Origin of the sequence: Pseudomonas sp. Pseusp3, assembly GCF_047304225.1 — a bacterium.
GTDB lineage: Bacteria > Pseudomonadota > Gammaproteobacteria > Pseudomonadales > Pseudomonadaceae > Aquipseudomonas > Aquipseudomonas fluorescens_CD.
This window is the reverse complement of sequence record NZ_JBGLYV010000031.1, coordinates 51,162-67,079: the sequence shown is the minus strand read 5'-3', so window position 1 is coordinate 67,079 and position 15,918 is coordinate 51,162. Positions and strand designations below refer to the sequence as shown.

The following is a 15,918-nucleotide window of genomic DNA, read 5'->3' as shown; positions in this document are numbered from 1 at the left end:
CCCTGCAACTGGCGCGCAACTGGGGCGCCGAGGCGGGGATTCTGGCGGGGGCGGGGCATATCAACGTGAAGTCCGGTCACCAGCGCTGGGAGCAGGGTTTTGCCTATCTCTATCGCCTGCAAAACCGCATGGAACACCACGCCCTGCGCCGCGCTTGAACACTTTATTTATTTAACGCCCCCGTCTCCCGGCGGTTTTGGGCGGGAGTCTGCCATGAGCTTTGAAACCTTCGGCCAGCCGCTGCTGACCTTTCCCGATGCTGAAAAAAGTCCCCTGAGCATCCGCGCCAAGGCGCTGGTGTTTGTCGATCCGCGTTCACGGCAATTACGCGAAGACCTTGAGCAACTGGCCACGCGTTCAGTGTCAGTGCTGATCCGCGGCGAAACCGGCACCGGCAAGGAATTGCTGGCCCGCCATATCCATCGCGCCAGTGATCGCGGCGGGTTATTCGTGTCGGTCAACTGCGGCGCCATCAGCCCGACTTACGCCGACGCCGAGCTGTTTGGCTACGCCGCGGGCAGCTACAGCGGTTCAGCGAGCAGTCGTGCCGGGTGGTTCGGCTCGGCCAACGGCGGCACGCTGTACCTGGACGAAATCGGCGACCTGCCGCTGCCGATCCAGATCAAACTGCTCGCCGCCCTGGAGAACCACGAAGTCACCCGTGTCGGCGCTCATCAGCCGAGCCCGGTGGATGTGCGCCTGGTGGCGGCCACCAGCATCGATCTGGCCCAGGCGGTTGCCGCCGGAAAATTCCATGAGCGGCTCTATCACTACCTCAGCGAAGGCCCGCTCGAACTGCCGGCACTGCGCGAGCGGGTGGGGGATATCCTCTCGCTGGCGGAGTACTTCCTCGGCATCTACAGCCAACGCCTGGAGCTGCCGGTACCGCTGATCAGCGAGGCCGCGCAACGCGTGCTGGAACGTCACCGCTGGCCGGGCAATACCCGGGAACTGGAAAACGTCATCCACTTTGCGCTGTTGGTGAGTACCGGCGACGAGATCTTGCCGGAGCATTTGAATTTGCCTGATGAAGGTCTGGGACAGATCGAACGGCAGCTCAAGCAGATTCTTGGCAACGGTTCCGATGCCGAAAAAGACGCCTTGAAACAAATACTTAAAGGCACCGGCCTCCTGTAGGAGCGAGCCTGCTCGCGATGGTCGTCAACGATGACGCGGGTTTCCTGAATGCCCGCGTTGTCCTGGCGACCATCGCGAGCGGGCTCGCTCCTACAGGGTAAGGTGCGGGTTAGAGCTGTATGAACAAAATGGAATATGAAGCTGAATAAACGTTATTGTTCGGGAATAAAAAATCCCGGTATTGTCCGCTTCACGCCAGCGATAGCACTTCACCGGCACTCTCATTTTCAAGCCGTCGCCACAAGCGATTGCGATTTTCGATAAGGACACTGCATGAAAAAGGTTCTGTTGTTCACCGCGCTGGCGGCTGCCCTGACTGCGGGCCTGGCCCAGGCTGGCGAGAAACTGGTGGTTGCGGCAACCCCGGTTCCACACGCCGAGATTCTTGAGCTGATCAAGCCAACCCTCGCCAAAGAAGGCGTGGACCTGGAAATCAAAGTCTTCACCGACTACGTTCAGCCGAACGTACAGGTCGACCAGAAGCGCCTGGACGCCAACTACTTCCAGACCCTGCCGTACCTCAAGAGCTTCAACGAAGGTAAAGGCACCCACCTGGAAACCGTGATCGGTGTGCACGTCGAACCCTTCGGCGGCTACTCGAAGAAAGTCAAAACCCTGGCTGAGCTGAAAGACGGCGCGACCATCGCCATCCCGAACGAAGGCAGCAACAGCGGCCGTGCCCTGATCCTGCTGCAGAAGGCTGGCCTGATCGAGCTCAAAGACCCGAAAAACGCCCTGGCCACGCCAAAAGACATCGCCAAGAACCCGCACAACTTCAAGTTCAAGGAGCTTGAATCGGCCATGCTGCCGCGCGTGCTGGATCAAGTTGACCTGGACATGATCAACACCAACTACGCGCTGGAAGCGGGTCTGAACCCGGCTAAAGACGCGCTGGTGATCGAAGGCGCCGATTCGCCTTACGTGAACTTCCTGGTGGCCCGTCCGGACAACAAGGACAGCGTTGCCATCCAGAAACTGGCCAAGGCCCTGACCAGCCCGGAAGTGAAAGCTTTCATCGAGAAGAAGTACAGCGGCGCGGTACTGCCAGCGTTCTGATTCGCGAAGTAAACCCCTTCAAGGTTTCAAACGCCGACAGCTAGCAATAGCGTCGGCGTTTTTTTTGCCTGTGCACATTGCGTGTGGGAGCGAGCCTGCTCGCGAAGAGGGAGTATCAGTCGACACGCAAGGGAAAACAGACGTCTTCCATCTCCCGGCAAATTACGCGCCGTTCAATCCGGCCAATACCATGCGGGTTCATCCAGCATGCGCTGGCCGACAATTGCGGTCTGGCCAAGATTTTTCTCCAGCACGATGCAGTTGCAGTCGGGGTCCTGCTGCAAGGCCGAAATCAACCGCCGGGCATGGGACACCACCCACACCTGGCACTGCCCGGAGGCGCGGATGATCAAGCGCGCCAGTGCCGGCAGCAGGTCCGGATGCAGGCTGGTTTCCGGTTCGTTCAGCACCATCAATGTCGGCGGCCGTGGCGTCAGCAGCGCCGCGACCAACAGCAAATAGCGCAACGTCCCGTCCGACAACTCGGCGGCCGACAGCGGCCGCAACAATCCTTCCTGAAAGAATTCGATGGCGAAGCGCCCACCCGGCAGTGGTTCGATGTGCAGTCGTGCACCGGGAAACGCGTCGCTGATCGCAGCCCGCAACGCCTCGGGATCACCTATTTCGATGATCGTCTGCAAGGCCGCCGCCAGATCGCGCCCGTCGTGATGCAGCACCGGCGTGCGGGTGCCCAGTTGCGGTTGACGGGCCGGCGCGTCGGCATCGCTGCGAAAGTGATCGTAAAAGCGCCAGCGACGGATGAACTCGCGCATCTCCAGCACTTCCGGGGAACTGCGCAGATTGCCGACCTGATCGAACAGGCTGTCGAACGTCGGTGTATGTTGCGCCAGCACGTCCCAGCGACGATCGGCGCGGGCACGGATCATCGGGCCTTCACGATCGACCAGCAGACTGGCCGGGCGATAGAACGCGCCTGCCCACAGGCATTCGCGTTTGATCTGCGGGTCGAGGCTGAAATAAGAAGGTATCGGCGTGCTGCACCCGGGCAGCATGAAATGGCCATTGGAATCGGGCAGGCCGAGGCTGATCGAGTAGCCGAAATCCTCTCCCGCAAACCCCAGGCGCAGGCGTTTGACGCCTTGGCGCACGCTGGGCTCGATGGCGACTTCGCCGGTGCGCATGCGCCGGGAGAGGGTTTCCGGGCCGGCCCAGAAGGTTGAATCCAGCCCGCCTTCACGGGCCAGGGCATTGACCACCCCGCCGTGGGCGGTTTCCGCCAGCAGGCGCAGCGCACGGTACAGGTTGGATTTGCCGCTGCCGTTGGGCCCGGTGATCAGATTCAGTCGGCCCAGCGGGATCACCAGTTTGTTGATCGAACGGTAATTGGCCACCGCGAGAGTGTTGAGCATATGGGTTCCTGAGAGGGTCGACCGGGACTCATTGTCAGGCATGCGCAGGCGTCTATGGCAAGTGTTTCAGGGGCAAGGCAGTGCGAATTCTTTCTTCATAAGACGCACGTGCAAGGTTGAAATCCTGTTCTAAGCTCTCTGTCGAGTTGTCCACAAAAAAGGCCAAGGAGTTTGCATGGCGGTTCCCGGACTGAAAGTACTAATGGCCTTGAGTGTCGTCACCCTGCTAACGGCGTGCGAGGAGAAAAAACCCGTGCAGGAATACCTGCCGCGGGTGTTCGTACAAATCGTCAAGCCAACGGATTACGCCGCCTCGGTCACCCTCACCGGCGATATCCAGGCGCGGGTACAGACGGAACTGTCTTTCCGTGTGGGCGGCAAGATCATCCAGCGCTCGGTTGACGTCGGTGATCGCGTGACCGCCAAGCAAGTGCTCGCCCGGCTCGATCCCAAGGATCTGCAGGCCAGTGTCGACTCGGCCCAGGCGCAAGTGGTCGCCGAACAGGCGCGGGTGAAGCAGAGTGCGGCGGCGTTCGTGCGTCAGCAAAAACTCTTGCCCAAGGGCTACACCAGTCAGAGCGAATATGATTCGGCCCAGGCTGCCTTGAACAGTAGCCAGAGTGCCTTGAGCGCTGCCCAGGCGCAGTTGGCCAATGCCAGGGATCAGTTGAGCTATACGGCGCTGGTCGCCGATGCGCCGGGGATCATTACCGAACGCCAGGCGGAAGTCGGTCAGGTGGTGCAGGCGACGATGCCGGTCTTCAGTCTGGCCCGGGACGGCGACCGGGATGCCGTGTTCAACGTCTATGAATCGCTGCTGGCCCATAAGCCGAAGGATCAGACCATTGTCCTGAGTCTGGTCGACAACCCCGCCATCAAAACCACTGGCACCGTACGTGAAGTCACCCCGTCGGTATCGGCGCAATCCGGCACCGTGCAGGTCAAGGTCGGCCTCGACAAACTGCCCGAGGGCATGCAATTGGGCTCGGTGGTGAGTGCCACGGCCAGGGGCTCGGGCAAGGCGGCCATCGAGCTGCCGTGGTCGGCGCTGACCAAGAACATCAGTAAACCTGCGGTCTGGATTGTCGACGACAAGGGCAAGGCCCAGTTGCATTCGGTGACGGTCGGCCGCTACCTGACCGGCAAGGTCATCATCAGCGACGGGTTGAAGGAAGGGGACAAAGTCATCGTCGCGGGCGGGCAGTTGTTGCACCCGGACATGGAAGTCGAGATTGCCGAAAACACCTACAAGGATCTGACCTGGGGAGCCAAGCCATGAAGCCTTTATGGGCGTTGTCCATCGGGCTGGTGCTGAGCGCCTGTTCCAAAAGCGAACCACCGCCGGCACCGGTACGGCCGGTGCTGTCGATCAAGGTCCAGACCTTGAATGAAGAGGACCTGGGCCGCTTCGCCGGCAGTATCCAGGCACGCTATGAAAGCAATACCGGGTTCCGCGTGGGCGGGCGAATCGCCAGTCGTAACGTCGATGTCGGCGCCGAGGTCGAGAAGGGGACGTTGCTCGCCACCCTCGATCCTTCCGATCAGCAGAACCAATTGCGTTCGGCTCAGGGTGATCTGTCGAAAATCCAGGCGCAACTGATCAACGCCAAGGCCACTGCCCAGCGTCAGCAAGCCTTGTTTGACCGTGGGGTTGGTGCGCAAGCGCAACTCGACGCGGCCAACACCGACCTGAAAACCACCCAGGCCTCCCTCGATCAGGCCCGGGCCGCCGTCAACCAGAGCAAGGACCAACTGGGCTACACCGAGTTGCGCGCCGATCATAAAGCCGTGGTCACCGCGTGGAGCGCCGAGGCCGGGCAAGTGGTCACGGCCGGCCAGCAAGTGGTGACCCTGGCGCAACCGGACATCAAGGAAGCGGTGATCGACCTGCCCGATACCCTGGTTGATCAACTGCCCAAAGATGTGGTGTTCCTGGTCGCGGTGCAACTTGATCCGAGCATCAACACCACGGCTGTCATCCGCGAAATCGAGCCTCAGGCTCAAAGCGCCACGCGCACTCGTCGCGCCCGCCTGACCCTGGCTGAAACGCCAGTCGGCTTTCGTCTGGGCACGGCAATCAGCGTCACCTTGAGCTCGGCGATCAAGCCGCGCATCGAGTTGCCTGTCACCGCGCTGCAGGAGGTGGATGGCAAGCCGCGCATCTGGGTGATTGATGCACAGAGTAAAACCGTCTCCCCCCGTGACATCACCGTGATCAGCCGCACCGGCAACACCGTGGTGCTGGCCGGCGGCGTGAAGAACGGCGAGCGGGTGGTCAGTGCCGGTGTCAACAGCCTCAAGCCGGGGCAACAAGTGAAAATCGACGAGGACAGTCAATGAAAGGGCCTTTCAACCTCTCGGAATGGGCCCTCAAGCATCAGTCGTTCATCTGGTATCTGATGTTCGTCGCGTTGCTGATGGGTGTGTTCTCGTACTTCAACCTTGGGCGTGAAGAAGACCCTTCGTTCACCATCAAGACCATGGTGATCCAGAGCAAATGGCCGGGGGCGACCCAGGAGGAAACCCTCGAGCAGATCACCGACCGGATCGAGAAAAAGCTCGAAGAGCTCGACTCCCTCGACTACGTGAAAAGTTACACGCGCCCAGGCGAGTCCACGGTGTACGTGTACCTGCGCGACACCACCAGTGCCAAGGACATCCCGGAAATCTGGTACCAGGTGCGCAAGAAGATCAACGACATCAAGTACCAGTTCCCGCAAGGCATACAGGGGCCGTCGTTCAACGACGAGTTCGGTGACGTCTTCGGGTCGATCTACGCCTTTACCGCTGACGGCCTGACCATGCGTCAGTTGCGCGACTACGTGGAACAGGCCCGCATGGAAATTCGCGGCGTGCCGGGGCTGGGCAAGATCGAGATGGTCGGCCAGCAGGACGAAGTGCTGTACCTGAACTTCTCCACGCGCAAACTCGCCGCGCTGGGCATAGATCAGCGTCAGGTGGTGCAGAGCCTGCAAACCCAGAACGCCGTGACCCCGGCAGGTGTCATCGAGGCCGGGCCGGAGCGGATTTCGGTGCGGACATCGGGGCAATTCGCTTCGGAGAAAGACCTGGCCGAGGTCAACCTCAAGCTCAACGACCGCTTTTATCGTCTGGCCGACATCGCCGAAATCAGCCGTGGCTACGTCGATCCGGCCTCGCCGGAATTCCGCTTCAACGGCAAGCCGGCCATCGGCCTGGCGATCGCCATGCAGAAGGGAGGCAACGTCCAGGCATTCGGCAAGGCCTTGCATACCCGTATCGACGAGTTGACTGCCGACTTGCCGGTCGGTGTCGGCATCTACAACGTCTCCGACCAGGCCGTGGTGGTGGAGGAGGCCGTTGGCGGCTTTACCAGCGCGTTGTTCGAGGCGGTGGTGATCGTGCTGCTGGTCAGCTTCGTCAGCCTTGGCGTGCGCGCCGGGCTGGTGGTGGCGTGCTCGATCCCGCTGGTGCTGGCGATGGTCTTCGTGTTCATGGAATACAGCGGCATCACCATGCAGCGGATTTCCCTCGGTGCACTGATCATCGCCCTCGGCCTGCTGGTGGACGATGCGATGATCACCGTGGAAATGATGGTCACGCGCCTGGAATTGGGCGAAACCAAGGAGCAAGCGGCGACCTTCGCCTACACCTCCACGGCGTTCCCGATGCTCACCGGTACGCTGGTCACGGTGGCGGGCTTCGTGCCGATCGGCTTGAACGCCAGCTCCGCCGGCGAGTACACCTACACCCTGTTTGCGGTGATTGCCTGTGCGATGCTGGTGTCATGGGTGGTGGCGGTGCTGTTTGCGCCGGTGATCGGCGTGCACATCCTCAGCACCAACGTGAAACCCCATGAAGGCGAACCCGGGCGTATCGGCAAGGCGTTCAACGGCGGGCTGCTATGGTGCATGCGCAATCGCTGGTGGGCCATCGGCATCACCGTACTGTGCTTTGTACTGGCGGTGTTTGGCATGCGCTACGTGCAGAACCAGTTCTTCCCGTCTTCGGATCGACCGGAAATCCTCGTGGACCTGAACCTGCCGCAAAACGCCTCGATCGACGAAACCCGCCGGGCTGTCGACCGACTCGAGGCCACGCTCAAGGACGATCCGGACATCGTGCGCTGGAGCACTTACGTCGGTCAGGGCGCCATCCGCTTCTACCTGCCACTGGACCAGCAACTGCAAAACCCGTTTTACGCGCAGTTGGTGATCGTCAGCAAAGGCCATACCCGCGAGGCCATGATGCAGAAGCTTCGCGAGCGCTTGCGCAACGACTTCGTCGGCATCGGCAGTTATGTCCAGGCACTGGAAATGGGCCCGCCGGTAGGGCGTCCGATCCAGTACCGGGTCAGCGGCAAGGACATCGACCAAGTGCGCCGACATGCCATCGACCTGGCCACCGAGCTGGACAAGAACCCGCACGTTGGCGAGATCATCTACGACTGGAACGAGCCGGGCAAAGTCCTGCGCATCGACATCGCCCAGGACAAGGCGCGGCAGTTGGGGCTGTCTTCCGAGGATGTGGCCAACCTGATGAACAGCATCGTCAGCGGCCAGTCGGTGACCCAGGTCGATGACGACATCTATCTGATCAACGTGGTCGGGCGTGCGGTGGATTCCGAGCGCGGAACACCGGAAACCCTGCAGAACCTGCAAATCGTCACGCCTGGCGGCACGTCGATTCCACTGCTGGCGTTCGCCACGGTGCGCTACGAACTGGAACAGCCGCTGGTGTGGCGTCGCGATCGCCTGCCGACCATCACCATCAAGGCGGCGATACGCGACGAGATCCAGCCGACCGACCTGGTGAGAATCCTCAAGCCGTCCATCGACGATTTCGCTGCCAAATTGCCGGCGGGCTACAAGGTCGCCACCGGTGGTACGGTGGAGGAAAGCGGCAAGGCCCAGGGACCGATTGCCAAGGTTGTGCCGCTGATGCTGTTTTTGATGGCGACCTTCCTGATGATCCAGTTGCACAGCGTGCAAAAGCTGTTCCTGGTGGCCAGCGTCGCGCCGCTGGGGCTGATCGGCGTGGTACTTGCGCTGGTGCCTACAGGTACGCCAATGGGCTTCGTGGCGATCCTCGGGATTCTGGCGCTGATCGGTATCATCATCCGTAACTCGGTGATCCTGGTGACCCAGATCGAGGAGTACGAGCAGAAGGGCTATACGCCGTGGGACTCGGTGGTGCAGGCCACCGAGCATCGACGTCGGCCGATCCTGCTGACCGCGGCAGCGGCGAGCATGGGGATGATCCCGATTGCCCGGGAAGTGTTCTGGGGGCCGATGGCCTACGCCATGATCGGCGGGATCGTCATCGCCACCTTGCTGACGCTGCTGTTTTTGCCGGCGCTGTATGTGGCCTGGTACAAGATTCGCGAGCCGAAGAAAGAGGTGCAGTAAGGGCGAGCGCTTCGCGCTCTATTCGCGAGCAAGCCCGCTCCCACAGGGTTCAGCGCAATCCCTGTGGGAGCGGGCTTGCCCGCGAAGACGTCAGCACAACCACCGCAAATCTGCGGGCTTTACACCTTGCGCCAGACACTCGCCAACCAAGGCTGCTGCTCTCGCGGCAGCCCTGCCGGCCGGTAGTAATGCTCAAGCTCCACAAACCCCGCCTCGATCAACAATTGCTGCCAGGCCGCCAGGTCGTGGTACGACCCATAACGCGGCCCGTTCCAGCCTTCCTGATTCTCGCCACGGGGATTGGAACTGAACAACACGCCACCCGGTTTCAACGCTCCCCGCAACTGCTTCAACACCCGTGGCAATTCCTGGCGCGGAACATGAAACAGCGCCGCATTGGCAAAGATCCCGTCGAAACGCTCGGCCGGCAGATCGAGCTTCAGGAAGTCCTGTTGCCACACCTCGCAACCACTGTCTTCACGGGCCAACTGCGCGAGTTTTTCCGAGCCGTCGAGGCCGACTGCCTTGTGGCCCATGCGGGTAAACGTCTGCAAATCCCGGCCCGGGCCACAGCCAAAATCGAGAATGTCGAACGGCGCCTCGCCCTGAATGTGCCGCAACAGCGCATCGATGTTCTGGCTGACATCGTGATCGCGGGTTCCTTCACGGAAGCTTTCGGCGACCGCGTTGTAGTGGCCCAGGGTGGTGGAGGTGATCTGTTCGAGGTCGTCGGGTGTTTGTTTCATGGTTGGCTGCGCAGGCAAGTGGGATGGGTCGAATATACGCCATCGGTTGGGTGGCTGCTTTGCAGCCATTCGCGAGCAAGCCCGCTCCCACAGTTGACTGCGTACTCCTGTGGGAGCGGGCTTGCTCGCGAAGGCGGTGGAACTGACAACAAATGACTCAGCCTTTTTTCATCCCCAGACATTCAATGGAGTGATCCACCATCGCCTTGGCAATCTCCAGCAGATGCCAGATCGAGAACACCATTGCACGATCAGCCCCCTTGAGTTGATCGCCACACTGATACGCCGTGACTGAAGCGCAACGCAGCAGATCGGCAACATAGAGCTGGGTGTCTTCGAAGCTCACGTCTTTGCTGACGTTGTAGAAGCGCAGTTCATCGGGCGCTGAGGGTTGCTTGCCGGTGAGGTGGAAATCAATGGCGCGGTAAAGCGAGGATCGATCCCTGAGCGGGTCTTCGGTGATGGTTTCGTTGTCGGGATTTTCGGGAGGTGGATCGGGAACGGATTTCTTCATTGGTAAAACTCCTGGAATTAATTGGAGCCAACCGATATCGCGACTAAACGAATAGGGGTGGCGGCTGCACGCAGGTTAGTCGACCGGTCTCCAGGCAATACCGGCGCACCCGAGGGTGCCCTGCGCACAGCCACCATAACTTTCAGGTAATAAACACCTGACACGAGGTGGCGCTGTGCGCCTGGAAAGATCCGGGCGACTAAACCCGATCACTGATGAGCAGTGACGGGCCGAGACTAGCCACCGGATTTGGCAGGCGCAAGCGAGCGAAATGATCTAGGAAATGTCCTGCAAAGGAAAGGGAACAGGCCTTCGGAAACGCTGATTTCTTTGTACGAAATATCACCAGGATCGCCACTCCTGTAGGAGCGAGCTTGCTCGCGAAAAGCCTGAGGGCGCCACGGGGAATCAGGTTCCCCGCGTTATCGTTGACCTCCATCGCGAGCAAGCTCGCTCCTACAGCGTTAGCGTTTATTCAACCCCCGCGCCAACCGATCACCCCCCAACTGAATCACCGCCACCAACGCCACCAGCAGCACAATCACCGTCAGCATGATCTGGCTATCAAAGCGCTGATACCCATACCGATACGCAATGTCCCCCAACCCACCTGCACCAATCGCCCCGGCCATGGCCGAGGAGTTGATCATCGTCACCAGGGTGATGGTGAACCCGCCGACAATCCCCGGCAGGGCTTCCGGCAACAACACATGCCAGACGATGTGCCAACGCCGGCAGCCCATGGCTTGCGCCGCTTCGATCAGTCCGTGATCGACCTCGCGCAAACTCACTTCAGCGATCCGCGCAAAGAACGGTGTAGCCGCGATGGTCAACGGCACCACGGCCGCCCAGACGCCGTAAGTGGTGCCGACAATAAGCCGCGTGAACGGAATCAAAGCGACCATCAGGATCAGGAAAGGCACCGAGCGGAACAAGTTCACGAATGCGCCCAGCGCGCGGTTCAGCGCCGGGGCTTCGTAGATGCCGCCCTTGGAACTGGTGACCAGGATCACAGCCAGCGGAATGCCCGCCAACAGCGCGATCAACGACGACACGCCGACCATCAGGAACGTGTCGATAAAACCCTGCAGCAAGCGATCAAACCACATAACCCAGTACCTCCACCTGTTGCGCCCAATGGCCGGCGCGTTGACGCAACTCTTCGGCACTGAGGGATGAGCCCGCCACCGACAGCAGCAGTTGCCCAAGCGCATGGCCCTGAATCCGTTCCACGCCGCCCTGCAGCAAGCGCACTTGGCCACCGAGCGTACTGAACAATGCCGCCAGGTCTGGTTCGTCGCGCTGGCTGCCGGTGAACTGCAAGCGCAGGACCACGGCGGCATCGGCGGATGTCGCTTGCGCCAACAGACGGCTTTGCAGCTCTGGCGGCAATGCGTGCTGCAACGGCGCCAGCAGCGTCTTGCTGACCTCATGCTGTGGATTGCCGAAGACCTCCCACACCGGCCCTTGCTCGACGATGCGGCCGTGTTCGAGCACGACCACCCGATCACAGATCTCGCGGATCACCGCCATCTCATGGGTGATCAAAACGATGGTCAGGCCCAGGCGCCGGTTGATCTCGCGCAGCAGGCCGAGGATCGATTGCGTGGTCTCCGGGTCGAGTGCCGAGGTGGCTTCGTCGCACAACAGGATTTGTGGGTCATGCACCAGCGCCCGGGCAATGCCCACGCGCTGTTTCTGCCCGCCGGACAATTGCGCCGGGTAAGCCTTGTGTTTGGTCTGCAAGCCGACCAGTTCCAGCAGTTCACGGACTTTCTGCTCGCGTTGTTCCTTGGGCACGCCAGCGACTTTCAGCGGCAGTTCGACGTTCTGCCAAACGGTCTTGGCCGACATCAGGTTGAAGTGCTGGAAGATCATGCCGATGCGCCGACGCAGCGCCACCAGGCGGTCTTCGTCGAACTCGCCGATGTCCACCTGATCGATCAGCACCCGACCGCTGCTCGGTTGCTCCAGGCGATTGATGGTACGGATCAGCGACGACTTGCCGGCGCCGCTGCGGCCGATGATGCCGAACACTTCGCCGCGCTGGATTGCCAGGTCGATGCCGTGCAGGGCAGCCACCGGCCCTTGCTGGCCGTTGTAGGTCTTGCCCAGGCCGATGAAGCGGACGTGGGCATGGTTCAGTTCGGGATGCAGCTCGGTGCGTTCGGCACTTTGCGGCTCTGGAATCTCCAGTCGCCGTTGGATGGCGGCGGTCATGCTCAGCTTTCCCAGCCGGCTTGATAGAGCTTGCCGTGAGCTTTATCCAGCGCGGCGCGCACAGCGGGTGAGTGCTGGTAGATGTCGACGAACTTGATCAGGCGCGGGTCGGTTTTGCTCTTGGGCTGGATCACGAACTGAATCACGTACTCCTTGTGATCGAGGCCATCGAACAGCAGCGCGGAGCCCGCATCGAAGGTTTTCGACAAGCGAATGTAGGCCGGGTAGCCCTGCACCAGATCGGCATCGTCATAGGCTCGCACCAGTTGTACGGCTTCGACCTGGAGGATCTTGATGTGCTTCGGGTTGGCGATGATGTCTTCTTCGGTGGCCTTGTAGCCGACGCCGGGCTTGAGGGTGATCAGCCCGGCCTTGACCAGTAGCTGCAAGCCACGACCGCTGTTGATCGGATCGTTGGCGATGGCCACGCTGGCGCCTTGCGGCAGTTCGTCGAAGCTTTTGTATTTTTTCGAATAGAGGCCGACGTTGTTGATGATCCCCGGCGCGAAAGGCACCAGGTCGAAACCCGAAGCGGCCTTGGCGTTTTCCAGGAACGGGATGTGCTGGAAGTAGTTCACGTCGATGTCGCCGGCGGCGAGGCTGACGTTCGGTGCGATCCAGTCGGTGAACTCCACCAGCTCGACTTTCAGGCCTTGTTTGGAGGCCTCTTCGACGGCCGCTTCCAGGGGAATGGCGAAGGCGGCGGTGGTGCCGATTTTCAGCGGCGCGTCGGCGGCGAATGTCACCGAGCTGAACAGGCCGAGGGCCAGGGCCAGTGCTTTGACTGGGTGAGAGAGGTAGTGCTTTTTCATGATGAGTTTTCCAGTCAGTGCATTGATTTTTTGGTGTCTGGTGGGGCCTCTTCGCGAGCAAGCCCGCTCCCACATCTGGAATGCATTCCCCTGTGGGAGCGGGCTTGCTCGCGAAGCTTTTAGCGGCGGTAAGCCGAGCCGGTATGTTGCTCAGGCAAAAACGCCTCTCGCTGAAACAGCTTTTGACGCAAGGTGCCGCTGTCGTACGCCGTCTTGTACGACCCCCGCCGCTGCAACTCGGGAATCACCAGCTCAATGAAATCCTCATAGCTTTCCGGCGTGACGATGCGGGTCAGGTTGAAGCCATCCAGCCCGGTTTCGGCGATCCACGATTCCAGCTCATCGGCCACCTGTTCCGGGGAACCCACTACGGTGATGTAGCGACCGCCGAGGGCGTGTTGTTCGAGCAATTTGCGCCGGGTCCAGTCGTTGTTTTGCAGGTGTTTGGTGGCGGACTGGATCGCGTTGCTCTTTACGTACTGGATCGGTTCGTCGATTTCATACTGAGAAAAATCAATCCCGGTGGACGCCGAAAAATGCGCCACGCCGGCTTCGGCACTGGCGTAGCTCAGGTATTCGGCGTGCTTGGCCCAGGCCAGGTCTTCGGTGGCGCCGACGATCACATTCAGGCCCATGAACACCTTGATGTCCTCGGGGTTGCGTCCGGCGGCGACGGCGCTGGCGCGCACCTTGTCCACCTGCGCCTTGGTCGATGCCTTGGTCTGGCCGCTGATGAACACGCACTCGGCATGGCGCCCGGCGAACAGCAAGCCGCGATCCGAGCTGCCGGCCTGGAACAGCACCGGCGTGCGCTGCGGCGAGGGTTCACACAGGTGATAACCCTCGACCTGATAGAACTCGCCCTTGTGCTCGACCTTGTGCACTTTCTCAGGCTGCGCGTAGATCCGCTGCTGTCGATCGTTCAGCACCGCGCCGTTTTCCCAACTGCCTTCCCAGAGTTTGTAGAGCACCTCCAGGTACTCGTCGGCCTGGTCGTAGCGACGGTCATGCTCGACCTGTTCGCTCAGGCCCATGGCTTTGGCGGCGCTGTCGAGGTAGCCGGTGACGATGTTCCAGCCGACCCGGCCACGGCTCAGGTGATCCAGTGTCGACAGGCGTCGGGCGAACAGGTACGGCGCTTCGTAGGTGAGGTTGGCGGTCAGGCCGAAACCGAGGTTTTTCGTCACCGCGGCCATGGCCGACACCAGCAGCAGCGGGTCGTTCACCGGCAACTGGATCGACTCTTTCAACGGCACGTCCACCGAGTTCTGATAGACGTCGTAGACCCCGACGATGTCGGCGATGAACAGGCCGTCGAACAGCCCGCGCTCCAGCAACTGCGCCAGTTCGGTCCAGTATTCGAGGGTGTTGTACTGAGTCGAGTTATCTCGCGGATGGGTCCACAGACCATGGTTGATGTGCCCGATGCAGTTCATGTTGAACGCGTTGAGCAGGATCTTCTTTTTAGTGGCAGCCATCAGATGGTCCCCCGCAGTGGCGGGTTTTCATCGTTGAGGTAGTAATTACCTACGGCGTGGTACTTCCAGCGCACCGGATCGTGCAGGGTGTGCACCCGGGCGTTGCGCCAGTGACGGTCGAGGCTGTGTTCGATCAAGGTCGCCTGGCTGCCGGCCAGTTCGAACAGCGTGCTGCCGGCGGCCAGGGAGATTTCTGTGCTGATGGCGCGGGCTTCGGCGACGGCAATCGACGCGGCCGCGACGGTCTCGGCATGGGTGTCGGCCTGGGCCTTGTCGAGGTATTCGCCCGCACGCTCCAGCAGCGCCTCGGCGGCGTGCAGGCGAATGCTCAGGTGGCCGAAGCTCTTGAGGGTCAGCGGATCGTCCGTGGCTTTTTCGTGGGTAGCGTCGATCCATGGCCGGGTTTTCGTGCGCACGAAGTGCAGCGCATCTTCGTACGCGGCGCGGGCGATGCCAGTGTCGATGGCGGCATGGAGGATCTGCGCCAGTGGGCCAACCGTGGTAGGGCGCTCGAAGGCGCTTTGAAAGGGGATCACATCGTCAGCGGCAACAAACACATCTTCAAATACCACTGAGCCGCTGCCGGTGGTGCGCTGGCCGAAGCCGCTCCAGTCGTCGATCACACTCAGGCCCTTGCTGTTGCGCGGGACGAACGCCAGTTGCTGCACGCCATTTTCATCCACCACCGAGGTGGGAATGCGCTGGGCGTAAATCGCGCCGGTGGCGTAGAACTTGCGACCATTGATGCGATAGCCGCTGCCGTCGCGGGTCAGGCTGGTGACGCGATCGTGGGCGGTTTTGGTGCCGAGTTCGGCCAATGCATTGCCGAAGCGCTGGCCGGCCAATACTTCGGCATAAAGACGTTTTTTCTGCTCGTGGTTGCCGTTCACCCGCAGCACTTCGAGGGCATAAAAATGGTTTTGCGGGATTTGCCCAAGCGAGCCGTCGGCCTGGGCAATCAATGCGATGACCTTGGCCAGGGTGACGTTGGAAGCGCCGGCGCCGCCATACTCTTTCGGCACGCTGATGCCCCACAGGCCCGAGCGGGAAAACACTTCCAGCTCCGGGTGTGGCAAGCGGCGCTCGCGGTCGCGCAAGGCGCTGTCGCGTTTGAAGTCTTCGGCCAGGTCGCTGGCAATGATCAGGGCTTGTTCATCGCTGGTGATGACCGCGACGTGCTGATAATTTGTCATGTTGT

The 15,918-nt window shown here is 61.0% G+C and carries 14 protein-coding genes; 6 read left to right on the top strand and 8 right to left on the bottom strand.

Features of this window, described 5'->3' with window-relative positions; translation table 11 throughout:
• The 3 genes from ACCD00_RS13250 to ACCD00_RS13240 all read left to right on the top strand — a co-directional run.
• A partial coding sequence (locus tag ACCD00_RS13250; protein ID WP_413425090.1) for an alpha/beta hydrolase occupies positions 1-158 on the top strand: 158 nt, incomplete at its 5' end.
• A gap of 55 nt (positions 159-213) precedes the next feature.
• Positions 214-1,137, top strand: coding sequence for a sigma 54-interacting transcriptional regulator (locus ACCD00_RS13245; protein WP_085717807.1), 924 nt, complete (start codon positions 214-216; stop codon positions 1,135-1,137).
• Between the two features lie 273 nt (positions 1,138-1,410).
• Positions 1,411-2,193: a MetQ/NlpA family ABC transporter substrate-binding protein gene (locus ACCD00_RS13240; protein WP_007972924.1), complete on the top strand. Its 783-nt coding sequence runs from the start codon at positions 1,411-1,413 to the stop codon at positions 2,191-2,193.
• A 173-nt stretch (positions 2,194-2,366) separates the two neighbouring features.
• Here ACCD00_RS13240 and ACCD00_RS13235 read toward each other — a convergent pair whose 3' ends face one another.
• Entirely contained in the window at positions 2,367-3,563 is a 1,197-nt protein-coding gene (locus ACCD00_RS13235; protein ID WP_413425081.1) for an AAA family ATPase, read from the bottom strand.
• Positions 3,564-3,738: 175 nt separating this feature from the next.
• On the opposite strand from ACCD00_RS13235, the gene ACCD00_RS13230 reads away from it, so the two are divergent.
• From ACCD00_RS13230 to ACCD00_RS13220, 3 genes are read left to right on the top strand one after another with little or no spacing between them, the layout of a single operon-like run.
• Positions 3,739-4,842 (top strand): efflux RND transporter periplasmic adaptor subunit, encoded by a 1,104-nt coding sequence (locus ACCD00_RS13230; RefSeq protein WP_413425079.1) that lies wholly within the window; start codon positions 3,739-3,741, stop codon positions 4,840-4,842.
• A complete protein-coding gene (locus ACCD00_RS13225) occupies positions 4,839-5,903 on the top strand; it encodes an efflux RND transporter periplasmic adaptor subunit (protein WP_413425077.1) in 1,065 nt (354 codons plus the stop codon). Before ACCD00_RS13230 ends, ACCD00_RS13225 begins: the two co-directional genes overlap by 4 nt.
• Complete coding sequence (locus ACCD00_RS13220) at positions 5,900-8,950, top strand: efflux RND transporter permease subunit (RefSeq protein WP_413425075.1); 3,051 nt, start codon at positions 5,900-5,902, stop codon at positions 8,948-8,950. Before ACCD00_RS13225 ends, ACCD00_RS13220 begins: the two co-directional genes overlap by 4 nt.
• Positions 8,951-9,069: 119 nt before the next feature.
• On the opposite strand, the gene ACCD00_RS13215 is transcribed toward ACCD00_RS13220, so the two are convergent.
• From ACCD00_RS13215 to ACCD00_RS13185, 7 genes are all read right to left on the bottom strand, one after another.
• Complete coding sequence (locus ACCD00_RS13215) at positions 9,070-9,696, bottom strand: class I SAM-dependent methyltransferase (protein WP_413425073.1); 627 nt, start codon at positions 9,694-9,696, stop codon at positions 9,070-9,072.
• 157 nt (positions 9,697-9,853) lie between these two features.
• The gene (locus tag ACCD00_RS13210) at positions 9,854-10,210 is read right to left on the bottom strand and encodes a DUF6124 family protein (protein WP_413425071.1); all 357 of its coding nucleotides are present in this window, start codon (positions 10,208-10,210) and stop codon (positions 9,854-9,856) included.
• A gap of 464 nt (positions 10,211-10,674) precedes the next feature.
• Positions 10,675-11,319, bottom strand: a complete 645-nt coding sequence (locus tag ACCD00_RS13205) for a methionine ABC transporter permease (protein WP_007972909.1) — start codon at positions 11,317-11,319, stop codon at positions 10,675-10,677.
• A complete protein-coding gene (locus ACCD00_RS13200; RefSeq protein WP_413425069.1) occupies positions 11,309-12,430 on the bottom strand; it encodes a methionine ABC transporter ATP-binding protein in 1,122 nt (373 codons plus the stop codon). Before ACCD00_RS13200 ends, ACCD00_RS13205 begins: the two co-directional genes overlap by 11 nt.
• A 2-nt stretch (positions 12,431-12,432) precedes the next feature.
• Positions 12,433-13,242: a MetQ/NlpA family ABC transporter substrate-binding protein gene (locus ACCD00_RS13195; RefSeq protein WP_413425067.1), complete on the bottom strand. Its 810-nt coding sequence runs from the start codon at positions 13,240-13,242 to the stop codon at positions 12,433-12,435.
• A gap of 119 nt (positions 13,243-13,361) precedes the next feature.
• Entirely contained in the window at positions 13,362-14,720 is a 1,359-nt protein-coding gene (locus tag ACCD00_RS13190) for an LLM class flavin-dependent oxidoreductase (RefSeq protein WP_413425065.1), read from the bottom strand.
• Positions 14,720-15,913 (bottom strand): SfnB family sulfur acquisition oxidoreductase, encoded by a 1,194-nt coding sequence (locus ACCD00_RS13185; protein ID WP_413425063.1) that lies wholly within the window; start codon positions 15,911-15,913, stop codon positions 14,720-14,722. The genes ACCD00_RS13190 and ACCD00_RS13185 overlap by 1 nt, the downstream gene beginning before the upstream one ends.
• Positions 15,914-15,918 lie beyond the last annotated feature (5 nt).

Coding starts and splice junctions, on each gene's coding strand:
- ACCD00_RS13245 (WP_085717807.1), top strand. CDS start 214: ATGAGCTTTGAAACCTTCGGCCAGCCGCTGCTGACCTTTCCCGATGCT.
- ACCD00_RS13240 (WP_007972924.1), top strand. CDS start 1,411: ATGAAAAAGGTTCTGTTGTTCACCGCGCTGGCGGCTGCCCTGACTGCG.
- ACCD00_RS13235 (WP_413425081.1), bottom strand. CDS start 3,563: ATGCTCAACACTCTCGCGGTGGCCAATTACCGTTCGATCAACAAACTG.
- ACCD00_RS13230 (WP_413425079.1), top strand. CDS start 3,739: ATGGCGGTTCCCGGACTGAAAGTACTAATGGCCTTGAGTGTCGTCACC.
- ACCD00_RS13225 (WP_413425077.1), top strand. CDS start 4,839: ATGAAGCCTTTATGGGCGTTGTCCATCGGGCTGGTGCTGAGCGCCTGT.
- ACCD00_RS13220 (WP_413425075.1), top strand. CDS start 5,900: ATGAAAGGGCCTTTCAACCTCTCGGAATGGGCCCTCAAGCATCAGTCG.
- ACCD00_RS13215 (WP_413425073.1), bottom strand. CDS start 9,696: ATGAAACAAACACCCGACGACCTCGAACAGATCACCTCCACCACCCTG.
- ACCD00_RS13210 (WP_413425071.1), bottom strand. CDS start 10,210: ATGAAGAAATCCGTTCCCGATCCACCTCCCGAAAATCCCGACAACGAA.
- ACCD00_RS13205 (WP_007972909.1), bottom strand. CDS start 11,319: ATGTGGTTTGATCGCTTGCTGCAGGGTTTTATCGACACGTTCCTGATG.
- ACCD00_RS13200 (WP_413425069.1), bottom strand. CDS start 12,430: ATGACCGCCGCCATCCAACGGCGACTGGAGATTCCAGAGCCGCAAAGT.
- ACCD00_RS13195 (WP_413425067.1), bottom strand. CDS start 13,242: ATGAAAAAGCACTACCTCTCTCACCCAGTCAAAGCACTGGCCCTGGCC.
- ACCD00_RS13190 (WP_413425065.1), bottom strand. CDS start 14,720: ATGGCTGCCACTAAAAAGAAGATCCTGCTCAACGCGTTCAACATGAAC.
- ACCD00_RS13185 (WP_413425063.1), bottom strand. CDS start 15,913: ATGACAAATTATCAGCACGTCGCGGTCATCACCAGCGATGAACAAGCC.